We start from the raw sequence: 21825 nt of genomic DNA, 5'->3' as shown, positions 1-21825 counted from the left end.
CCGCCCCGTGCGCGCGACCTTCTACCTGATCGACAAGCCGCGCTTCCGCGAACAGCCGCTGCTGCTGGTCTGCGAACTCGCGAAGAAGGCCAGCGACGCCGGCATGGCGACGCTGGTGCTGGCGCGGGACAACGCCCAGGCCGAGCAGCTCGACGACCTGCTGTGGTCGTTCGAACCCGACGCCTACGTCCCGCACCAGATCGCCGGCGCGGAGGACGACGAGGAGGAAGCGACGGTGCTGATCGCCGCGCCCGACACCGACGTCGCGCTGCGGCCGCTGGTGATCAACCTGCGCGATGCCGCGGTCGAGGGCCAGTTCGACCGGGTGCTGGAAGTGGTGCCCGCCGACGAATCCGCCCGCGCCCCGTCACGCGTGCGCTGGAAGCAATACGCAGCCCGCGGCCTGGACGTCAGCAAGCACGACATGTAACGCCGATTTTCCTTCTCCCGCTTGCGGGAGAAGGTGCCCGAAGGGCGGATGAGGGCAAGCGACACCGCAACACCCGACGCAAGCCCGTTTCGCGCGCCCTCACCCCAGCCCTCTCCCGCACGCGGGAGAGGGAGCCAACCACCTCGACGCCCATGACCGACACCCTCGCCTCCAGCTACGACCCCACCCAGTTCGAATCCCGGCTGTACCAGCAGTGGGAATCCAGCGGCGTGTTCCAGCCGACCGGCAAGGGCGAGTCCTATTCGATCCTGCTGCCGCCGCCGAACGTCACCGGCACCCTGCACATGGGCCACGCGTTCCAGCACACGCTGATGGACGCGCTGGTGCGCTACCACCGCATGCGCGGCTACGACACCCTATGGCAGATGGGCAGCGACCACGCCGGCATCGCCACCGAAATGGTGGTGGCGCGCAACCTCGCGCTGGAAGGCAATGGCGAGACCCGTGATTCGCTCGGCCGCGACGGCTTCATCGAGAAGGTCTGGCAGTGGAAGGGCACCTCCGGCGACACCATCGAGAGGCAGATGCGCCGGCTCGGCGCGTCCGGCGACTGGTCGCGCAGCGTGTTCACGATGGACCCGATGGCGGCCGAGGCGGTGGTCGAGGCGTTCGTGCGGCTGCACGAGCAGGGGCTGATCTATCGCGGCCAACGTCTGGTCAACTGGGACCCGGTGCTGAAGACTGCGATCTCCGACCTCGAAGTGGTCAACGAGGAGGAGGACGGCTTCCTGTGGTCGATCTCCTACCCGTTGTCCGACGGCAGCGGTTCGCTGGTGGTCGCCACCACCCGCCCGGAAACCATGCTCGGCGACAGCGCGGTGATGGTGCACCCGGATGACGAGCGTTACAGCGCGCTGGTCGGCAAAACGGTGACCCTGCCGCTGACCGGCCGCGAGATTCCGGTGATCGCCGATGCGTACGTCGACCGCGAGTTCGGCACCGGCGTGGTCAAGGTGACCCCGGCGCATGACTTCAATGACTACCAGGTGGGCCAGCGGCATTCGCTGCCGCTGATAAACATCTTCACGCCGGAAGCCAGAATTAAGTCTTCAGAGTTGGACGACTTCAGCTTCAGGGGCCACAGGGCGGCTACTGCGCCCGGAACGCAGCCAGCTGATGCGGCGTTAGCCACCAGCCCCACCATCGAATGCATCCCGCAGAAATACCAAGGCCTCGATCGCTACGAGGCGCGCAAGGCGGTGCTCGCCGACCTCGAAGCCGCCGGCTTGCTGGTCGAGACCAAGCCGCACAAGCTGCAGGTCCCGCGCGGCGACCGCAGCGGCCAGGCGATCGAGCCGTACCTGACCGACCAGTGGTTCGTGAAGATGGACGGGCTGGCGAGCCGCGGCATGGAGCTGGTCGAGAGCGGTGACGTGAAGTTCGTCCCGCCGAACTGGATCAACACTTACCGCCACTGGATGGAGAACATCCAGGACTGGTGCATCAGCCGCCAGCTGTGGTGGGGCCACCGCATCCCGGCGTGGTACGACGACGCCGGCACCATCTACGTCGGCCGCGACGAGGCCGAGGTCCGCGCGAAGCATTCGCTCGGCGACGACATCGCGCTGTCGCAGGACAGTGACGTGCTGGAGACCTGGTTCTCCTCCGCGCTGTGGCCGTTCAGCACGATGGGCTGGCCGGACAAGCAGCGGATGGGCGAGCGCGGCTTCGACCGCTTCGTGCCCTCGTCGGTGCTGGTGACCGGCTTCGACATCATCTTCTTCTGGGTCGCCCGGATGATCATGATGACCGACCACTTCACCGGGCAGGTGCCGTTCAAGGACGTCTACATGACCGGGCTGGTGCGCGACTCGCACGGCCAGAAGATGTCCAAGTCCAAGGGCAACGTGCTCGACCCACTGGACCTGATCGACGGCATCAGCGCCGACGCGCTGGTCGCCAAGCGCACCACCGGGCTGATGAACCCGAAGACCGCGCCGAAGATCGAGAAGGCCACGCGCAAGGAGTTCCCGGAAGGCATCCCGGCGTTTGGCGCCGACGCGCTGCGCTTCACCATGGCCGCGCTGGCCGGCCCCGGCCGCGACATCAAGTTCGACCTCGGCCGCGCCGAGGGCTACAAGAATTTCTGCAACAAGCTGTGGAACGCGACCCGCTTCGTGCTGATGAACACCGAGGGCGCGCATTTCGAGGGCGCCCCGCAGCCGAACACCGACGCCGAGCGCTGGATCCTCGCGCAACTCGCGAAGACCGCCGCCGAAGCCGAGCGGCAATTCGCCGCCTACCGCTTCGACCTGCTAGCGCAGTCGCTCTACGAGTTCGCCTGGAACGACTTCTGCGACTGGTTCGTCGAACTGGCCAAGCCTGCGCTCAACGGCGATGACACCACGGCCGTCGACAGCACCCGCCACACCCTGCTGTACGTACTCGAACGCCTGCTGAGCCTGCTGCACCCGCTGGTGCCGTTCGTGACCGAGGAGCTGTGGCAGCAGGTCGCGCCGCGCCTGGGCATCGAGGGCGACACCATCATGCTGCAGCCCTACCCGCGCGCCGCCGACTTCGCGGTCGACGGCTACGCCGGGGCCGAGGCTGATGTCGAATGGCTCAAGTCGATGGTGTCGGCACTGCGCCGGGTGCGCAGCGAACTCAACGTCGCGCCATCCAAGCAGGTCACCCTGCTGTTGGCCGGGAGCGACGACAACGATCGCACGCGCACGTCGCGCTTCGACAGCTCGCTGCGTTTCCTGGTGCGGCTGGACCGGATCGAATTCATCGACGACGCAGCCAGCGCGCCCGCCGCGGCCACCGCCGTGGTCGGGGAGCTGAAGCTGCTGGTGCCGCTGGAGGGCCTGGTCGACCTGGGTGCCGAGCGCGCCCGCCTCGACAAGGAAATCAAACGGGTCGAAACCGAGATCGCCAAGTGCAACGGCAAGCTCGCCAGCGAGACCTTCGTCAACAACGCCCCGCCGGCGGTGGTCGAGCAGGAGCGTACGCGCCTGGTCGACTGGAACGTGCAGCGCGAGGCATTGGCGACGCAGCGCGCGAAACTGGGCTGAGCCGGAGTCGCGTTTGCGCCGTGTGTCCAAAGCGTCCCCGCTCTGGACGCACGGCTTCAAAACCTCGACCCGTGATGCTGCGCCTGGCGCCCGGTCACGTTTGCGCGGCGCATCGTGCGTTCGCGACTTACGTCGCTCCTACAACCGGATATGTAGGAGCGACGTGAGTCGCGAAGTCCACAGCCCGGCCGGGGCGTTTGCATCCGTTTGCCAAGCGGTTTCAAAACCTCGACCGGTGATGCCCCGCCTGGCGTCCGATCACGCTTGCGCGGTGCGTCGTGCATTCGCGACTTACGTCGCTCCTACATTTGCGGCGGGAGCAGTTCCAGCGCCATTACCAGCGCGTCCTCGCGGCCGCCGCGGGCGGGGTAATAGCGCGGGCGGCGGCCGATCTCGTTGAAGCCTTCGCTGTCGTACAGGCGGATGGCGGCGGCGTTGCTCGGCCGTACTTCGAGGAACACCCTTTCGACGCGGCGCGCGCGCGCGAGCCGGAGCAGCGCGTGCAGCAGTTGCCGGCCAAGCCCGCGGCCGTGCAGTTCGGGGGCGATGCAGACGTTGAGCACGTGCGCCTCGCCGGCGGCGATGCTCATCAGGCAATAGCCGGCAATGCGATCGTCCATCTGCAACACCCACGCCGGATAGTCCGCGCGCAGGCAGTCGCGGAAGATCCCCATCGTCCACGGGAACTCGTAGGCGCGGACCTCGAGCGCATGCACCGCGACCAGGTCGTCGTCGCGCATCGGGCGCAGCGCGGTGACCGGGGCCGGGTCGCAGGCGACCGCGCTCATCTGCCCGTTTTCCGCAACGGCCGCAGGCGACGCCACAGCGCGCGCTTTGCAGCCGGGTCGCCGCGCAACGCATCCGGGTCCACGCCGAGCTCGCGCAGGGTCCGCGCGGCCACCGCCGGCAACTGCCCGGTGGCGCGCAGCAGGGCCTCGCGCAGGGGGCCATCGACTTCGCGCGTCGCGCCCGCGCGTGCAGCCTCGAGCGCGGCCATCTTGGTTGCCAGATCGGTGCGGGGCCGGTCCGGCACGCGCCGGGCCACGGCGTCCGCAGCCATGGTTTCCGGGGCCGGCGGGGCCGGAGGACGCGGACGGGCCGCAGGCGGCCCGGGCGACCGGATCGCCGTATTCGGATCCAGCACGACCGCCCCGGTCTCGCGCGTGTCCGTGGAAGGTGCTGCCGCAGGCGCAGCGGCGTCGACTTCAACGTCGTCGCCGGCCAGCCCCCACAGCGGATGGCCAAGCGCCTGCAACCACTCGCGTTGTTGCGGATCCCACAGGCTCACGGTGCCGGCTCCGCCGCCGGCAGCCGCCGCAGCCGGCGGTAACCTGCGTGCAACGGGCCGCTCAGCGCATACAGGCCGAGGATCGCCAGCAGCACCATCGGCGGATTGATCGCGATCGCCGCCAGCACCGCCAGCACCACCACCACCGACAGGAACGGCAGCTTGTCGTGGCGCGGTCCGCTGCCCTTGAAGCTGAAATAGCGCACCCGGCTGACCATCAGCAACGCCGCCGCGGCAGTCATCGCCAGCGCCAGGTAGCGCAACTGCGACCCTTCGTAACCCAGCGCGAAGCAGACCCAGACGAAACTGGCCAGCAAGCCGGCCGCCGCCGGGCTCGCCAGGCCGATGAACCAGCGCTTGTCGACCTGGTTCACCTGCGAATTGAAGCGCGCCAGCCGCAACGCCGCGCAGGCCGCGTAAAGGAACGCGACCACCCAGCCGACCTTGCCCGCCGTGGCCCCGTCCAGCCGCATCGACGCCAGCGCCCAGTGGTAGAGCACCAGCGACGGCGCCAGGCCGAAGCTGATCAGGTCGGCCAGCGAGTCGTACTGCACCCCGAACTCGCTCTGGGTATTGGTCAGCCGCGCGACCCGGCCGTCGATGCCATCGAGGATCGCGGCCACGAAGATCGCGATGCAGGCGTCGTCGAACCGGCCCTGGGTGGCGGCGATGATCGCGAAATACCCGGCGAACAGTCCGCCCGTGGTGAACAGGTTGGGCAGCAGGTAAATGCCGCGCCCGCGGGGTCGATCGGGGGGCGTGCTTGGGTGCGTCGGTTCCATTTCGGCAGTTTAGCGCTTGCCCGCGGGGCGGCGGGATGCTGCAATCGCGCATCAGGGGTCACTTTTCAACGCCATGCGTCACCGGGGAGTCCACATGTCCAGTCCGAATCCTTCGTCCGTCACCCGACGGTTGCCGTGGCTGGGTGCCGTGGGCCTGGGCCTCGCCGTGGCGACCCTGTCGGTCGCATCGGCCGGCGAGCTGTACCAGTGGAAGGACGCCAATGGCGTCACCCATTATTCCGACGCGCCGCCGCCGGCCGGCGCCGACTACCAGAACCGCACCATCCGCAACAGCGGCACCGCGTCGATCAAGGCCGACACCACCGAGGCACCGGCCGAAAACGCGCAATGTACCACCGCGCGCGCCAACCTGGAGCTGTTGCAGGGCGAAGGTCCGGTCGGCACCGATGCCGACAAGGACGGCAAGCCCGACACCGAGTTCAGCGCCGAGGAGCGCGCGGCCCAGACCCAGTTCGCCGAGGCCGCGATCAAGGTGCATTGCAGCGCACCCGCCGAGCCGACCGGGGCCAACTGAGCCCGGCGTTCGCGCCTTCACGAATCTTTTAGAGCCAAGCCGCCAGTCTCGTTGTTCGCGCGTCTGACGTAGCGCCCTGCCGCGCTGCGTTCCACGCGACGTGACCGGGAGTGCTCCTTGGGATCCACCTATGCCGTTCCGGCCCGCTTGGCCCTGTGCGCCGCCGCACTCGCGGGGTGCAGTTGCAGTGGCGCGCAGTCCAGTCTTCATCCGGCCGGGGTCGAGGCGGCGACGATCGCTCAACTGTTCTGGATCATGGCGATCGGCGCCCTCGTGGTGTGGGCCGCCGTGGTCGGCATCGCCCTGTACGCCGGGCTACTGCGCCCACGGCCACATGGCCGCGCCACCAGCCGCTGGCTGATCTTCGGGGGCGGGGTCGCGATACCGACGGTCGTGCTCGGCGCACTGCTGGTCTACGGGCTGGTTTTGATGCCGCAGCTGCGCCGGCCGGTGGCGCACGACGGGCTGCGCATCGCGGTGTCGGGCGAACAGTGGTGGTGGCGGGTGCGCTACCTGCCCGGGGCGGAGGCGGACACCGGCACCAATGGCATCGTCCTCGCCAACGAGATCCGGTTGCCGGTCGGCAAGCGGGTGGAGTTCGTACTGACCAGCCCGGACGTGATCCACTCGTTCTGGATCCCGTCGCTTGGCGGCAAGGTCGACATGATCCCCGGCCGGACCACCACGCTGGTACTGCAGCCGACGCGGACCGGCGTGTTCCGAGGGGCCTGCGCGGAGTACTGCGGCACCTCGCATGCGTTCATGCAGTTGCCCGTGGTGGTGATGGAACCCGAAGCATTCGACGCCTGGCTGCGGCAGCAGGCCCGACCGGCCCCCACTCCGGCCTCCGCGCTGGCGCGCCAGGGCGAGCAAGCGTTCCACAGCAACGGCTGCAGCGCCTGCCACGCCGTCCGCGGCACCGCGGCGACCGGCGTGGCCGGACCGGACCTGACCCACGTCGGCAGCCGCCTGAGCCTGGCCGCAGGCACCCTGCCGAATGATGCCGAGGCGTTCCGGCGCTGGATCACCGATACCCACGCGATCAAGCCCGAGGCGCTGATGCCGCCGTTCGGCATGCTGCCCGGGGCGGACGTGCAGTCCATGGCGGTCTATCTGGAAGGACTGCAATGAACGCCGTCGACGACAACAACGACCAGGCCGAACGGCTGCGGGCGACATGGAAGACCCCGACCGGCTGGCGCTACTGGTCGTCGGTCAACAACAGCCAGGTCGGCGCGTGGTACACGGCCACCGCCATCACCTTCTTCCTGTTCGCCGGGGTGCTGGCGCTGCTGATGCGGGTGCAACTGGCGCTGCCCGACAACGACTTCGTCAGCGCCACCACCTACAACCAGATGTTCTCGCTGCACGGCTCGGTGATGATGTTCCTGTTCGCGGTGCCGATCTTCGAGGCGTTCTCGATCCTGGTGCTGCCGTCGCTGCTGGGTGCGCGCGACCTGCCGTTCCCGCGGCTGTCCGCCTTCGGCTTCTGGTGCTTCCTGATCGGCGGCGTGTTCGTGTGCGGCTCGATCTTCTTCGACGCCGCGCCGCAGGGCGGCTGGTTCATGTATCCGCCGCTGACCACCGAGTACCAGGACGGCCTCGGCGCCGACATCTGGCTGCTCGGCTTGAGCTTCATCGAGATCGCGTCCATAGCGGCCGCGGTCGAACTGATCGTCGGCGTACTCAAGACCCGGCCGCCGGGCATGCGGATCAACCTGATGCCGCTCTACGCCTGGTACATCCTGGTGGTCGGCGCGATGATCCTGTTCGCGTTCCCGCCGCTGATCGCCGGCGACCTGATGTTCGAGGCGCAGCGCTTGCTCGACTGGCCGTTCTTCGACCCCGCGCGCGGCGGCGACCCGTTGCTGTGGCAGCACCTGTTCTGGATCTTCGGCCACCCGGAGGTCTACATCATCTTCCTGCCGGCGATCGCGCTGGTCGCGATGATCGTGCCGACCTTCGCGCGACGTCCGATCGTCGGCTACAGCTGGATCGTGCTGGCCGCGGTCGGCACCGGCTTCCTGAGTTTCGGGCTTTGGGTCCACCACATGTTCACCACCGGGCTGCCGAACATCTCGCTGGCGTTCTTCTCGGCGGCGTCGCAGGCGGTCGCGCTGCCGACCGGGGTGCAGATCTTCGCGCTGCTGGCGACGGTGCTGGCCGGCCGCGTGGTGCGTTCGGTGCCGATGCTGTTCGTGCTCGGCGCGCTGGTGATCTTCGTCCTCGGCGGGCTGACCGGGGTGATGATCGCGCTGGCGCCGTTCGACTTCCAGGCCCACGACACCTACTTCATCGTCGCCCACCTGCATTACGTGCTGATCGGCGGGATGGTGTTCCCGGTGGTCGCCGGCACCTACTACTTCTACCCGCTGGTGGTCGGCAAGCAGCTGTCGGAACGGCTCGGCCGGGTGGCGTTCTGGCTGATGTTCGCGGGCTTCAACGTCGCGTTCCTGCCGATGCATGTCAGCGGCCTGGGCGGGATGCCGCGGCGGGTGTTCACCTATCGCGGCGGGCAGGGCTTCGACCTGCTCAACATGATCTCGACGGTGGGTGCGTTCGTGCTGGCCGCGGGGTTCGCGGTGCTGCTTTTCGACGCGTTGCGGACCGCGTTCCGCGGCGCCCACTCCAACCGTGACCCGTGGCGCGCGGGAACACTTGAATGGCTGTCGCACATGCCGTCGCGACCGTGGGGGCTGCGCTCGATCCCGGTGGTGCACAGCCGCTACCCGCTGTGGGACCAGCCCGGGCTGATGCGCGATGTCGACGAAGGGCGCTTCTACCTCGCCGACGCACCGGAGGGCCGGCGTGAAACGCTGATCACCTCGCCGGTCGACGCAATGCCGGAGCAATGCCTGCGCGTACCGGGCCCGACCTTCGTGACGTTCTGGGCGGCGGTGTTCACTGGCGGCGCCTTCATCTTCCCGGTGTTCAGCCAATACGTCGCGGCCGGCATCAGCGCAGTGCTGGCCCTGGTCACGATCCTGGTGTGGCTGTGGACCGGCACCGCGGAGGTGCCAGAGAAGCCGGCCAAGGACGTCGGCCTCGATCTGCGCCTGCCGCTGTATGCGTCGGGCCAGGCGTCGGTCGGCTGGTGGGCGATGTTCATCACCATGATCGGCGACATGACCGCGTTCGCCAGCCTCGTGTTCGGTTACTTCTTCTTCTGGACCGTGCACGAGGACTTCCCGGCGGATCCGAGTGCCGGGCCGGGGCTGCTGTGGCCGGTATTGGCGCTGGTACTGGCGATTGCCGCATGGGTCGCGACGGTGCTGGCGCGCGGACTCAACCGCCGCGTTTCGGGTGTCGGCTTCCACCTCGCCGCCGCGGGCGCGGTCGTGTTGGCGCTCGCGGCGGGCGCGGCGCTGCTGGCCGGGCCGTGGCTGACCGGCATGGACCCGACCGCGCACGCGTACCAGGCCACGGTGTGGCTGCTGGTCGGCTGGACCACGGTGCATATCGCGGCCGGCGTGGTCATGCAGCTGTACTGTATCGCCCGCCGCGCAGCCGGCCGGATGACCGCCGAACACGACATCGACATCCACAACGTCACCCTGTACTGGCACTTCGTCGCGATCACCGTGCTGGTGACGGTGGCGACGATCGCCGGTTTCCCGCTGGCGACCTGAGGTCGACGATGACGACGCGCCCCGGACAACATGCACGCCCACCGAACCCGGCGCCGCCGCGGCGCTCGGTCGAGGACACGGTGTTGCCGGAAAGCCGCGCCAGCCTGTGGCTGCTGACCGCCGGGCCGGCGACCTGGGCGGTGCACTTCCTGCTGTCGTACGTCACCGCGGCGATCTGGTGCGCCAGGGCGGCGACGGTGGCGGCTCCGCTGGGCACGGCGCGGGTCGCGCTGGTCGTGTACACGGTGGCCGCGCTGGCGGTGATCGTCGTAGTGGGATGGCGCAGTTGGCGCCAGCACCAGTGGGGTGACGCGGAGTTGCCGCACGATGCCGCCAGCGCCGGAGACCGCCACCGCTTCCTCGGCTTCGCGACGTTGCTGCTGTGCGGGCTGGGCTTCGTCGCGGTGGTCTATTCCGCGCTCGCGATCGGCCTGATCGGGACATGCCGATGAGCTTCACCGGCCGCCACGGGACATGGCCGCTGGCCTGCGGGCTGGCGGTGCTGGCCGGGGTGTGGATCGGGCCGCTGCCGGAGTGGTCGCGTCACTCGTTCGCCGCGCATATGGCGATGCACATGTCGGTGGTCGCGATCGCCGCGCCGCTGCTCGCGGCCGGCGTGGCCGGTGGTCGTCTCGATCCGGTGCGCTGGCTGGCGACGCGCGCATCGCCGGGCCGCGGCGGTTCGATGGGGCTGCTGGTGCCGGCGGTGCTGCTGTCGCCGGTGGTCGCCTCGGTCATCGAGTTCGTCATTGTCTGGGCCTGGCATGCGCCGGCGCTGCACCACGCCGCGCGCCATTCGACGGGATTGCTGGTGCTCGAGCAGGGCAGCTTTCTCGCGGTCGGGCTGCTGGTGTGGCTGGCCGCGTTCGGCGGCAGCGCGGCGCAACGGCACCTGCGCGCCGCAACCGGCATCTTCGGGCTGCTGCTGACCTCGATGCACATGACCCTGCTCGGCGTGCTGCTGGCGCTGGCGACGCGGCCGCTGTACGGCCACGGCGCCACGGTCGGGTCCGGCCTGACCGCGCTGCAGGACCAGCATCTTGGCGGCGTGCTGATGCTGCTGTTCGGCGGCGTCGCCTACATGGCCGGCGCACTCGTGCTGTTGGCCGGGTTGCTGCGCGAGCGGCACGCGACGGTGGCCGATGGCTGACCGGCAGCGCACTGGCGGATGGTCCGGCGCGATCGCGAAACTGCCGCGCTGGCTGTGGTCATGCCTCGCCGGGGGCTCGTGGAAGCTGGCGCTGGGCCGGCTGCTGCTGGCGGCCGCGGTATTCGGACTGGGGGCGCTGCTGTTCGTCTCGGCCGGGCTGGTCCCGGTGGCCGCGAGCCAGGGTCATTGGCCGATCACCCGCGTGCTGCTGCATTTCGCGATGCGCCGCTCGGTGCGGACCCACGCGTTGGCGGTGAAGCCGCCGCCCGCCGAAGACCAGTTGCTGGATACGGAGGCGATGGTGCTCAAGGGCGCCGGCCACTACGCCGGGGGGTGTCTTGCCTGCCACGGCGCGCCCGGCCATCCACGCGCCGAAGTGATGCTGCACAGCGTGCCGCAGCCGCCGTACCTGCCGCCGAAGATCGCCGAATGGAACGACCGCGAGCTGTTCTGGATCGTCAGGCACGGCATCAAGTACACCGCGATGCCGGCCTGGCCGACACAGCAGCGCGACGACGAGGTCCGGGCGATGGTCGCGTTCCTGCGGCGGCTACCTGGAATGACGCCTGCGCGGTTCCGGCAGCTGGCCTACGGCGGGGCCACCCCTGGCGTCGATGGATCGCGCGTGGCCGGCGCCATCCCGTCGACCCGGGCCACCCCCGCGCCATCGACCCTGGCCGACTGCGCCCGGTGCCATGGCGTCGATGGCGAGGGCCGCGGCGGCGCGGTGCCGCGACTGGCCGGCCAGCGCGAGGCCTACCTGCTCGAAAGCCTGCGGGCGTATGCACGCGGCGACCGCCACAGCGGGATCATGCAGCCGGTGGCAGCGGCGCTGGACGATGCCGCAATGGCCGCGCTGGCCCGCCACTACGCCGGCCTGGACATCCGCCCGGCCGCGCCAGTCGACGCGCACCCCGATGCCGCCGCCATCGAGCGCGGCGCGCGGCTCGCCACCCGTGGCGACGCCGCCGGCCGCGTACCCGCCTGCGTCGCCTGCCACGACACCGGAACCGGCCCCGGCACGGCCGATCGCAACCCGCATTACCCGCTGCTCGCCGGCCAGCACCCCGACTACCTGCGGCTGCAGCTCACCCTGTTCAACAGCGGCACCCGCGGCGGCAGCGCCTATGCCCCGATCATGCACACCGTCGCCGGATCGCTGGAGCCCGGGGACATCCGCGACCTCTCGGCGTTCTTCGCCTCCCGGCCGACGGCCCCGAAAACGCCGGAACGCTGAGCTTCGCCGGACGGCGCATGCCAGAATGCGCGCTCCTCCGCGTGAAGCCAGACCGATGCGCCTGTCGCAATTCCATCTCCACACCAGCAAGGAAGTCCCCGCCGATGCCGAAATCGTCAGCCACAAGCTGATGCTCAAGGCCGGGATGATCCGCAAGCTGGCCTCCGGCCTCTACACCTGGACCCCGCTGGGCCTGCGCGTGCTGCGCAAGGTCGAGCGCACGGTGCGCGAGGAGATGGACGCCGCCGGCGCGATCGAACTGCTGATGCCGGCTGTGCAGCCGAAGGAACTGTGGGAGGAAACCGGCCGCTGGGAGAAGTTCGGCGGCCAGCTGCTCAAGATGCAGGACCGCAAGCAGGCCTGGTATTGCTACGGCCCCACCCACGAGGAGGTCATCACCGACTTCGCGCGCAACGAGCTGGCCAGTTACAAGCAGCTGCCGGTGTGTTTCTACCAGGTGCAGAACAAGTTCCGCGACGAGATCCGCCCGCGTTTCGGCGTCATGCGCGCGCGCGAGTTCCTGATGAAGGACGCCTACTCCTTCCATCTCGACGACGCCGACCTCGATCGCCAGTACCGCGTCATGTACGACGCCTACAGCCGTATTTTCACCCGGCTTGGGCTGGGGTTCCGCGCGGTATTCGCCGATACCGGCGCGATCGGCGGCAGCGCCTCGCACGAATTCCACGTGCTGGCCGATTCCGGCGAGGACGCGATCGCGTTCTCCGACGGCTCCGATTACGCCGCCAATACCGAACTGGCCGAAGCGATGGCGCCCGGCGAACGGGCCGCGGCCGGCGAAACCCTGCACAAGGTCGAGACCCCGACCCAGAAAACCTGCGAGGACGTCGCCGCCCTGCTCGGGATTCCGCTGGAGCGCACGGTCAAGTCGATCGCGATCGTCGACCGGAAGGGTTTCACCCTTGCCCTGGTGCGTGGCGACCATGCGGTCAATGAAATCAAGCTGGCCAAGGTCGACGGTCTGGACGGATACCGGATGGCGACCGAGGCCGAGATCCTCGACCACCTCGGCAGCGAGCCCGGTTTCCTCGGCCCGATCGGGGCACGACGCGATATCCGGGTAATCGCCGACCGCAGCGTCGCGGCGATGGCCGACTTCGTGACCGGCGCCAATGAAGCGGGTTTCCACCTGGCCGGGGTGAACTGGGGCCGTGACCTGCCCGAACCCGCGATCGTTGCCGATATCCGCAACGTGGTGGCCGGCGACCCCTCGCCCGACGGCCAGGGCAATCTCGGCATCGCCCGCGGCATCGAGGTCGGCCATATATTCCAGCTCGGCCGCAACTACGCACAGGCAATGGGATGCACCGTGCTGGACGATGGCGGCAAGGCCGCCACGCCGACCATGGGCTGTTATGGCATCGGGGTATCGCGGATCGTCGCCGCCGCGATCGAGCAGAACCACGACGCCAACGGCATCGTCTGGCCGGAGGCGATGGCGCCCTGGCGCGTGGCGGTGTGCGTGATCAACCCGAAAAAGGACCCCGCGGTGGTCGAGGCGGCCGACGCGCTGTATCGCGAACTTTCCGACGCCGGCATCGACACCGTGCTGGATGACCGCGGCCTGCGCCCGGGCGCGATGTTTGCCGATATCGAGTTGATCGGCATACCGCATCGGGTGGTTGTATCGGAGCGCGGGCTGGCGGCCGGGACGTTCGAATACCGGGCGCGCCAGGCCGATGCCGCGGAAAACCTCGACCGCACGGCCTTGCTGGCGCGGCTGCACGCCTGAGCCGGAGTTTCCGGCCGCCTGAACCGGCCATTACGAATGGCCGGAAGTGCATATTTCTTCATTTACTCCGAACATCGGCTTGATTATCATCCGGCGGCAGGCCGGGTTCCGACCCGGGTTTTCACTCACCACCCCGGAGACCCCCCATGTCGATCGACATCAACACGCTGTCCGCGAAAGAGCTCGAATCGCTCATCAGCAAGGCGAAGAAGCGCAAGACCACGCTGAACAAGCGCAAGCCGATTACCCAGGTGCGCAAGAAAATCAACCAGCTGGCCAAGAACGAGGGCTACACCATCGCCGAGCTGTTCGGCACTGGTGGCGCCGCACCCGCCGCCCGCGCGCCGCGCGGCGCCGCGAAGAAGGCCCGCAAGCCGCTCGGCAAGGTCGCACCGAAGTATCGCGACCCGTCCAACCCGGACAACACCTGGACCGGCCGGGGCAAGCAGCCGCGCTGGCTGGCCGCGTATACCGGCAACGGCCGCAACGTGGACGAGTTCCTGATCAAGTAAATCGGGACGACGACGACCCAAGCAGAAACGCCGGCTCGATGCCGGCGTTTTTGTTGGTGCGGTATCGAGCGTCGTTGCAGGCCGCCCGAAGCCGCGCCTACAGATTCCGCCGCGACGGCAGCAGCAGGTTTCCGAACAGCAAACCGGCGATCAGCGCCAGCAGGATATTGACCACGCCCAGCGCGGCGACCTGGCCGGCATTGACGTCCTGCTGCTGGATCAGGTCGAGCAGCCCGCGCAGGCTGGCGCTGCCGGGCACCAGCAGGATGATCCCCGGCACCCGCACGATCGCGCCCGGCCGCTGGCGCCAGCGCGCGTAGGCGTTGCCGGACGCGGTCATGACCAGCGCAGCGAGGAAAATTCCCGCGCCGCTGCCCCAGGCCAGTCCGGCCAGCCGCGAAATCAGATACCCCGACGCCGCGGCCAGCATCACCGCCGGATAATCGCGGCGCTCGCAGCGGAACAGCACCGCGAACGCCAGCGACGCCGCGACCAGCGCGCCCCACTCCACCCATTCCGGTTGCGGACGCAGCGCGCGCACCGCCGGCTGCAACCCGGCGAGGTTGGCAATGTACAGCGAAATGATCACGCCCACCGCGAGTTTCATCACCGTGGTGATCGCCCCGGCAAAACGCGCCGTTCCCGATACCAGGTGGTCGCTGGCCAGCTCGTTCATCGCATTGGTCAGTGACAGGCCCGGCAGCAGCACGATCAGCGAGGCGATGATCACGGTGTTCTGGTTCAACGGTGCGACGAAACTGGCGACCAGGATCGTCACCGCCGTGGCGAACATCGCCACCAGTGCGTCGACCGCCTCGCGCGTGCGCGGCCGGGTTTCGGCCAGTTGCATGAACACGCCGATCGTCAGGCCGTTGAAGGCCGCCACCGCGATATCCAGCCAGGGCAGCCGCAGCAGCCCACCGACCGCGGCCGCGACCAGCCCGTAGCCGAGCACCCGCAACGCCTGCGCGGTCCGGGGGGTCGGCCTGTCGAGCGCGTCCATCGCCTCGAACGCCGTCGCCAGGTCCATCTCGCCGGCGATCAGCGCCTCGGCGATGCGGTCGGTCTCGGCCAGCTTGTACAGGTCGTTGTCACCGGGCGGCAGGCGGATCACGCGGGTGGTGTCGCTGGCGCCGGGCAGGTGCTGCGGGTCGCTGAAGGTCAGGATCAGCGCGGTCGGGCTCGACCACGGTTCGCACTCCAGCCGCAGGCGCTCGGCGACGAGCAGCAGCGCCGCCTCCAGCCGCTGCGCGGTGGTGCCGTACAGGTGCAGCCGTTCGGCCAGCTCGACCATGAAGCGGATACGGTCGGCATAGCTGGCATTGCTCAACGGGATCGGGCTGGACATCGTCAGTGCCGGGCTGTTCATCCGCGTAGCATCGCATGCAAAAGTCGATGCAATGCCATGCACGGATGCAGTCTGTATCCTGCGACGACGAGAACCCATGACCGCACCCGCCGCGCCACCGCCACGGATCCAGACCGACGACCGCGACCCCGCGCGCCTGCGGCTGGCCGGCCAGTGGACGCTGGAACACGCGACCGAAGTGGGCAAGTGCCTGGCGCAGGTGCCCGATGGCATCACCTCGATCGATGCCGGCGACGTCGACCGGCTCGACTCGCTGGGCGTGCTGGAACTGAAGCGCTTCGCCCAGCGGCGCAAGCTCACGATCGAGGATTTCAGCTTCCGCGAGGACCACCGGGCACTGGTCGGGGCGATCCACGACGTCTCCGACGAGCGTCCGCGCGGCAAGCGCGAGTTCGGTGTCTACGCGGCGCTGGCCCGGCTCGGTTTCGCGGTCACCGACAACTGGAAGGAAACCCTCGCGCTGGTCGGTTTCCTCGGCGAGGTGCTGGTCAAGCTGCTGCGGCTGGTGCGCCAGCCGTCGCGGTTCCGCCCCACCGCCACCGTCTTCCACATGGAGCAGGTCGGGCTGGACGCGGTGCCGCTGGTCGCGCTGCTGTGCTTCCTGGTCGGCGCGGTGGTCGCGTTCCTCGGCGCCAACGTGCTGCGCGACTTCGGCGCGACCATCTTCGTGGTCGAGCTGGTCAGCATCGCCTTCCTGCGCGAGTTCGGCGTGCTGCTGACCGCGATCATCCTTGCCGGCCGGACCGCGAGCGCGTTCACCGCGCAGATCGGTGCGATGGTCAGCCGCGAGGAGGTCGACGCGATGCGCACCCTCGGGCTCGACCCGGTCGACCTGCTGGTGATCCCGCGGGTGCTGGCGCTGCTGCTGATGCTGCCGCTGCTGACCTTCATCGCCGACATCTTCGGCCTGCTCGGCGGCCTCACCGTCGGCGCCTACAGCCTGGACATCCCGCCGCAGCAGTACCTGGCGCGGATGCAGGACACCATCGAACTGCGCCATTTCTGGGCTGGGCTGGTCAAGGCGCCGCTGTTCGCCCTGGTGATTTCCCTGATCGGCTGCCTGGAAGGCCTGCAGGTCAAGGGCACGGCGCAGTCGGTCGGCGAGCGCACCACCTCCAGCGTGGTCCAGGCGATCTCGCTGGTGATCATCCTGGATGCGTTCGCGGCGATCTGGTTCATGGAGGTGGGCATCTGATGGCGGCCGCCACCGACACTCCGCAACCGATCATCCGCGTGCGCGGGCTGGTCAACCGCTTCGGCGAGCAGGTCGTGCACGATGGCGTCGACCTCGACGTGATGCCGGGCGAGATCATCGGCGTGGTCGGCGGCTCGGGCAGCGGCAAGTCGGTGCTGATGCGTTCGATCCTCGGCCTGCGCCGCCCCGACGAAGGCGAGATCGAAGTGCTCGGCATCGATGCGCGCAGCGAGGACGACGAGGTGCGCCGGCGGATCGAGCGCCGCACCGGCGTGCTGTTCCAGGACGGCGCGCTGTTCTCGTCGCTGACCGTCGGCGAGAACGTGCAGGTGCCGCTGAAGGAATACCACCGCGACCTGCCCGACTCGCTGCGCTACGAGCTGGCGCTGCTCAAGATCAAACTCGCCGGCTTGCCGGCCGACGCGCTCGACAAGCTGCCGTCGCAACTCTCCGGCGGCATGCGCAAGCGCGCCGGCGTGGCGCGGGCGCTGGCGCTGGACCCGCCGCTGCTGTTCCTCGACGAACCGACCGCCGGGCTCGACCCGATCGGCGCGGCCGCGTTCGACAACCTGATCCGGACGCTGCAACAGGCGCTGGGCCTGACCGTGTTCCTGATCACACACGACCTCGACACCCTTTACGCTATCTGTGACCGGATCGCGGTGCTGGCGGATAAAAAAGTCATCGCCTGCGCGCCGATCGCCGAGGTCGAGCAACTGGACCACCCGTGGGTGCAGGAATACTTCCACGGCCCCCGCGCCCGGGCGGCGCAGACCGCGCGCGACGACAACACCCGGGCCCGCGACATGAAGGCAGCCGACTGATGGAAACCAAGGCCAATTACGTGTTGATCGGTGCGTTCACGATCATCATCTCGCTGTTCCTGCTGCTTTTCGCGCTGTGGGCGGCCAAGTACTCGTCGGAGAAAAGCTGGCAGGAATACCTGGTGATCTTCAACGAGCCGGTCACCGGGCTCAGCGAAGGCAGCAGCGTGCAGTACAACGGCATCTCGGTCGGCACGGTGGAACGCCTGAGCCTGGCCCCGGACGACCCACGCCGGGTCCGCGCGCTGCTGCGCATCCAGGCCAAGGCGCCGGTCAAGACCGACACCCGCGCCAAGATGTCGATGACCGGCATCACCGGCTCGCCGATCATCCAGCTGACCGGTGGCAGCCCGGGCAGCCCGAGGCTGGCCGATGTCGACCAGCGCGAGATCCCGCTGATCCAGACCGAGCCCTCGGCGCTGCAGAACATCGCCGACACCGCCAACCGGCTGGTGGCGCGGATGGACCAGCTGCTCAGCGAGGAGAACGTCGAACGCGTCGCCAGCACGCTGGAAAACATCGAGACGCTGACCGGTTCGATCGCCGACCAGCGCGAGGACCTGCGCGCGCTGATCGTCAACGCGCGCGAATCCAGCGAACAACTGGAACAGACCCTGGCCACCACCAACCGGGCGATGACCGACTTCGACCGCGAGCTGGTGCAGAAGCTGCCGGGCCTGGTCGCCAAGCTCGACAGCACCCTGACCGACCTGGACTCGGCCGCGGCCGGCGCCAGCGGCATCATCAACGACAACCGCGCCGCGATCGGCAGCTTCGCCAACGACGGCCTCGCCCAGCTCGGCCCGACCCTCGGCGAGCTGCGCGCACTGGTGCGCGACCTGCGCCGGATCAGCGACCGCCTCGACAACAATCCGACCGGCTACCTGCTCGGCCGCGACGCCCCGAAGGAGTTCGAGCCCGAATGAGCCTCCAGTCCTTGACCCTCGCGTCCCGCCCCGGCCGCGCCCCGCGCTCGCAACGCCCGCTGCGTGTGGCCGTCGCGGCCGCCGTATTCCTGCTCGTGGCCGGCTGCTCGATCCTCGGCCCCAGGCCCGAGCCCGGCACCATCTATGCGCCCGACCCGCGGGTCCAGGTCGATCCGGCATGGCCGACGGTGGACTGGCAGATGTCGCTGTCGCGCGCGACCGCGGGGTCGATGACCGACAGCCTGCGCATCACCGTGCGGCCGTCGCCGAACGAGTTGCAGGTCTACAAGGGCGCCAGCTGGGCCAAGACGCCGACCAGCATGGTCGAGGACGCCCTGCTGCGCGCGCTGGAGGATTCCAACCGGATCCCGGCCGTCGCGCGCCAGGGTGCCGGCATCAGCGCCGACTACAAGCTGGTGCTCGACCTGCGCCGTTTCGAGGCCGACTACGTCACCGGCGGCAGCACCCCGACCGCGACGATCGAGGTCAACGCCAAGCTGCTGCACGTCCCCGACCAGGCCGTCATCGCCGCGCGCACGTTCCTGCAGGCACCCGCCGCGGCCAGCACCGCCGTACCCGACGTGGTCGCTGCGTTCGAACAGAGCCTGGAGACCCTGACCGGCGAACTGGCCGGCTGGGTGCTGGCCAGCGGCGATGCGCACGAGCAAACCGCGCACGATTGACCCGCGAAGCCCCTGTAGGAGCGACGTAAGTCGCGATCGGGAACCCGCTTGGCGACCGATCCTCCAATCGCGACTTACGTCGCTCCTACAAAAAAACCCCCCGGAATGTCAGGTTGATCCGTTCACCGACCGGCCTGGCCGTCCTCGGCAAGGCATGCCGGTAGTTGCGCTGGGTCTCGCCCGACATCACCAGCAGGCCGCCGTGGCCGAGTTGCAGCGCCAGTTTGCGCTCCGGCTCGCGCCGGTGCTTCAACACGAACCGCCGGGTCGCCCCGAGGCTGATCGAGGCGATCACCGGCGCCGGCCCCAGCTCCGGTTCGTCGTCGCTGTGCCACCCCATCGCGTCGCGGCCGTCGCGGTACAGGTTGGCAAGCACGCTGTTGAAGTCCGTGCCCAGCTCACCGGTCAACCGGTCGCGGACCGGGCGCAGCGCCGGCGGCCACGGATGCGGTTCGAACCGCGTGCCCGAGTAGCGATAAGCCACGTCCGGGTCGCCAATCCAGCAACTCAGGCGCGGGCTGTCGACCTCGCGGCCGAACAGGCGGATGCGATGCACCTCCCACGCGACGTCGCCACGCAGGCAGGCGAACAACCGGTCGGCCTCGTCCGCCGCCAGCCAGTGGGGGTCGAGCGCCAGTTCGGCCTGTGGCAGTGCCAGTGATTGCATCGGGGGGATGACCGGGACGGAAGCTGCACGTCGAGTTTGTCATGGTCGCACCGGCGACCGTCGCCGGCCGGGCGGCCCCGAGCCACCGCATTTGGCGACGCGTCCCAAACCCGCGACAATTCAGGCCTAGCAAGCAGGAGCCCGCCATGACCGACCCGACCACCGCCCCCGAAGCCGAACGCGACGTGATGGAGTACGACGTCGTCATCGTCGGCGCCGGCCCGGCCGGGCTGTCGGCCGCCATCCGGCTCAAGCAGCTCAATGCCGAAACCACGGTCTGCGTGATCGAGAAATCCTCGACCATCGGCGCCCACATCCTGTCCGGCGCGGTGATCGAGACCGGCCCGCTCGACGCCCTGCTGCCGGACTGGCGCGACAACCCGCCGCCGATCTGCGTGGCGGCGACCGAAGACGAGTTCTGGCTGCTGAACAAGGACGGCGGGCGCAAGCTGCCGGTGCCGCCGGGCATGCACAACAAGGGCAACGTGATCGTCAGCCTCGGCGCGATGTGCGCGTGGCTGGCGCCGCAGGCCGAGGCGCTGGGGGTCGAGATCTACCCCGGCTTCGCCGCCGACGAGACCCTGCATGACGAGGCCGGCAAGGTCATCGGCGTCCGTATCGGCGACATGGGGGTGGCGAAGGACGGCTCGCACAAGCCCGGCTACACCCAGGGCATCGACATCCGCGCGAAGGTCACCGTATTGGCGGAGGGCGCCCGCGGCCACCTGACCAAGCGGCTGGTCAAACGCTTCCAGCTCGATGCCGGCAGCGACCCGCAAGGCTACTCGATCGGCATCAAAGAGCTGTGGCAGGTTCCCGAGGAGCGCGTAACACCCGGCAAGATCGTCCACAGCTTCGGCTGGCCCGCCGACACCTCGACCTACGGCGGCAGCTTCATCTACCACCTCGACAAGGGCCGGATCGCGATCGGTTACGTCAGCGGGCTGGACTACAGCGATCCGCAGTACAAGCCGTGGGAAGCGTTCCAGCAGTTCAAGCACCATCCGATGGTCAAGCCGTTGCTGGAAGGCGGCGAGATCATCTCCGCCGGCGCCCGCGCGATCGTGACCGGCGGCTACCAGTCACTGCCGAAGGTCGAGATGCCCGGCGCACTGCTGATCGGCGACACCGCCGGCCTGCTCAACGTGCCGAAGGTCAAGGGCACCCACCAGGCGATCCGCTCCGGCATGCTCGCCGCCGAGCACCTGGCCGCCAATGCATTGGCGCCGGAAGGCTTCGATGCCGCGCTGCGCGATTCGGCCGCGATGGTCGAATTGAAGCAGGTCCGCAACATCAAGCCCGGCTTCAAGCGCGGACTGTGGTGGGGGATGCTCAACGCCGCCTGGGAAACCGTCACCGGTGGCCGCTCGCCGTGGACGCTGAAGAACAAGGCCGACTGGTCGTCGCTGCACAAGGTCGGCGAGTTCGAGGAACCCAGGCGCGACTACGTCGACCGCACCCTCGCCCCGCGCGACCGCCTCGCCGGCGTCTACTTCGCCGCCACCCAGCACGACGAAGACCAGCCGGTGCACCTGCAGGTCGCCGACACCAGCATCTGCATCGACCGCTGCACCGTCGAATACGACAACCCCTGCACCCGCTTCTGCCCGGCCGGGGTCTACGAGATCGTCGAGGACGAAGCCGCCGGTCGGCGCCTGCAGATCAACGCCGCCAACTGCGTGCACTGCAAGACCTGCGACATCAAGGACCCGTACGAGATCATCAACTGGGTGACGCCGGAGGGTGGGTCGGGGCCGAATTACCAGAATCTTTAGTCCGCAGCCGACCCCGCCATGGCGAAACCGCAGGT

At 68.9% G+C, this 21825-nt stretch carries 20 protein-coding genes; 15 read left to right on the top strand and 5 right to left on the bottom strand.

Annotated elements, in window-relative coordinates; all coding sequences use genetic code 11:
* The first annotated feature begins 7 nt into the window (after nt 1–7).
* Nucleotides 8–430, top strand: coding sequence for a DNA polymerase III subunit chi (locus tag ACT9AS_RS03425; protein ID WP_445098706.1), 423 nt, complete (start codon nt 8–10; stop codon nt 428–430).
* A 152-nt stretch (nt 431–582) separates the two neighbouring features.
* Nucleotides 583–3465 (top strand): valine--tRNA ligase, encoded by a 2883-nt coding sequence (locus tag ACT9AS_RS03420; RefSeq protein ID WP_445098705.1) that lies wholly within the window; start codon nt 583–585, stop codon nt 3463–3465.
* Between the two features lie 302 nt (nt 3466–3767).
* Here the strand turns inward: ACT9AS_RS03420 and rimI are convergent, their stop codons facing one another.
* From rimI to pssA, 3 genes are read right to left on the bottom strand one after another with little or no spacing between them, the layout of a single operon-like run.
* Nucleotides 3768–4253 (bottom strand): ribosomal protein S18-alanine N-acetyltransferase, encoded by a 486-nt coding sequence (gene rimI, locus ACT9AS_RS03415; protein ID WP_445098704.1) that lies wholly within the window; start codon nt 4251–4253, stop codon nt 3768–3770.
* Entirely contained in the window at nt 4250–4753 is a 504-nt protein-coding gene (locus ACT9AS_RS03410) for a hypothetical protein (RefSeq protein WP_445098703.1), read from the bottom strand. The genes rimI and ACT9AS_RS03410 overlap by 4 nt, the downstream gene beginning before the upstream one ends.
* Entirely contained in the window at nt 4750–5535 is a 786-nt protein-coding gene (pssA, locus tag ACT9AS_RS03405) for a CDP-diacylglycerol--serine O-phosphatidyltransferase (RefSeq protein ID WP_445098702.1), read from the bottom strand. The genes ACT9AS_RS03410 and pssA overlap by 4 nt, the downstream gene beginning before the upstream one ends.
* A 94-nt stretch (nt 5536–5629) precedes the next feature.
* On the opposite strand from pssA, the gene ACT9AS_RS03400 reads away from it, so the two are divergent.
* The 8 genes from ACT9AS_RS03400 to ACT9AS_RS03365 all read left to right on the top strand — a co-directional run bounded on the left by ACT9AS_RS03400 (nt 5630) and on the right by ACT9AS_RS03365 (nt 14351).
* A complete protein-coding gene (locus ACT9AS_RS03400; protein WP_445098701.1) occupies nt 5630–6070 on the top strand; it encodes a DUF4124 domain-containing protein in 441 nt (146 codons plus the stop codon).
* Nucleotides 6071–6187: 117 nt separating this feature from the next.
* Nucleotides 6188–7201 carry a cytochrome c oxidase subunit II gene (gene coxB, locus ACT9AS_RS03395; protein ID WP_445098700.1) on the top strand — a complete coding sequence of 338 codons (1014 nt, stop codon included), beginning with the start codon at nt 6188–6190 and terminating at the stop codon, nt 7199–7201.
* Complete coding sequence (ctaD, locus tag ACT9AS_RS03390; protein ID WP_445098699.1) at nt 7198–9699, top strand: cytochrome c oxidase subunit I; 2502 nt, start codon at nt 7198–7200, stop codon at nt 9697–9699. Before coxB ends, ctaD begins: the two co-directional genes overlap by 4 nt.
* Before the next feature lie 8 nt (nt 9700–9707).
* A complete protein-coding gene (locus tag ACT9AS_RS03385; RefSeq protein WP_445098698.1) occupies nt 9708–10151 on the top strand; it encodes a hypothetical protein in 444 nt (147 codons plus the stop codon).
* Nucleotides 10148–10849 (top strand): cytochrome c oxidase assembly protein, encoded by a 702-nt coding sequence (locus ACT9AS_RS03380; protein ID WP_445098697.1) that lies wholly within the window; start codon nt 10148–10150, stop codon nt 10847–10849. Before ACT9AS_RS03385 ends, ACT9AS_RS03380 begins: the two co-directional genes overlap by 4 nt.
* Nucleotides 10842–12086: a c-type cytochrome gene (locus tag ACT9AS_RS03375; RefSeq protein ID WP_445098696.1), complete on the top strand. Its 1245-nt coding sequence runs from the start codon at nt 10842–10844 to the stop codon at nt 12084–12086. The genes ACT9AS_RS03380 and ACT9AS_RS03375 overlap by 8 nt, the downstream gene beginning before the upstream one ends.
* A gap of 55 nt (nt 12087–12141) precedes the next feature.
* Entirely contained in the window at nt 12142–13839 is a 1698-nt protein-coding gene (locus tag ACT9AS_RS03370) for a proline--tRNA ligase (protein WP_445098695.1), read from the top strand.
* A 146-nt stretch (nt 13840–13985) separates the two neighbouring features.
* Nucleotides 13986–14351, top strand: coding sequence for an H-NS family nucleoid-associated regulatory protein (locus tag ACT9AS_RS03365; RefSeq protein ID WP_445098694.1), 366 nt, complete (start codon nt 13986–13988; stop codon nt 14349–14351).
* 97 nt (nt 14352–14448) lie between these two features.
* Here the strand turns inward: ACT9AS_RS03365 and ACT9AS_RS03360 are convergent, their stop codons facing one another.
* On the bottom strand, nt 14449–15705 hold the full coding sequence (locus tag ACT9AS_RS03360) for a threonine/serine exporter family protein (protein ID WP_445099023.1): 1257 nt from the start codon (nt 15703–15705) through the stop codon (nt 14449–14451).
* A 91-nt stretch (nt 15706–15796) separates the two neighbouring features.
* Between ACT9AS_RS03360 and ACT9AS_RS03355 the strand changes: the two genes are divergently transcribed.
* The 4 genes from ACT9AS_RS03355 to ACT9AS_RS03340 are packed head-to-tail and all read left to right on the top strand — an operon-like array spanning nt 15797 to nt 19348.
* Entirely contained in the window at nt 15797–16915 is a 1119-nt protein-coding gene (locus tag ACT9AS_RS03355; protein WP_445098693.1) for an MlaE family lipid ABC transporter permease subunit, read from the top strand.
* Complete coding sequence (locus tag ACT9AS_RS03350) at nt 16915–17739, top strand: ATP-binding cassette domain-containing protein (protein ID WP_445098692.1); 825 nt, start codon at nt 16915–16917, stop codon at nt 17737–17739. The genes ACT9AS_RS03355 and ACT9AS_RS03350 overlap by 1 nt, the downstream gene beginning before the upstream one ends.
* The gene (locus tag ACT9AS_RS03345; RefSeq protein WP_445098691.1) at nt 17739–18665 is read left to right on the top strand and encodes an MlaD family protein; all 927 of its coding nucleotides are present in this window, start codon (nt 17739–17741) and stop codon (nt 18663–18665) included. The genes ACT9AS_RS03350 and ACT9AS_RS03345 overlap by 1 nt, the downstream gene beginning before the upstream one ends.
* On the top strand, nt 18662–19348 hold the full coding sequence (locus ACT9AS_RS03340) for an ABC-type transport auxiliary lipoprotein family protein (RefSeq protein ID WP_445098690.1): 687 nt from the start codon (nt 18662–18664) through the stop codon (nt 19346–19348). The genes ACT9AS_RS03345 and ACT9AS_RS03340 overlap by 4 nt, the downstream gene beginning before the upstream one ends.
* Before the next feature lie 85 nt (nt 19349–19433).
* On the opposite strand, the gene ACT9AS_RS03335 is transcribed toward ACT9AS_RS03340, so the two are convergent.
* On the bottom strand, nt 19434–20015 hold the full coding sequence (locus ACT9AS_RS03335) for an alpha-ketoglutarate-dependent dioxygenase AlkB (RefSeq protein ID WP_445098689.1): 582 nt from the start codon (nt 20013–20015) through the stop codon (nt 19434–19436).
* A 146-nt stretch (nt 20016–20161) separates the two neighbouring features.
* Between ACT9AS_RS03335 and ACT9AS_RS03330 the strand changes: the two genes are divergently transcribed.
* On the top strand, nt 20162–21790 hold the full coding sequence (locus ACT9AS_RS03330) for a 4Fe-4S dicluster domain-containing protein (protein WP_445098688.1): 1629 nt from the start codon (nt 20162–20164) through the stop codon (nt 21788–21790).
* Nucleotides 21791–21825: the final 35 nt, after the last annotated feature.

Source organism: Lysobacter sp. F60174L2, from assembly GCF_052547135.1.
Note: the sequence above shows the minus strand (reverse complement) of the source record. Positions and strands in the feature narration are given on the sequence as shown.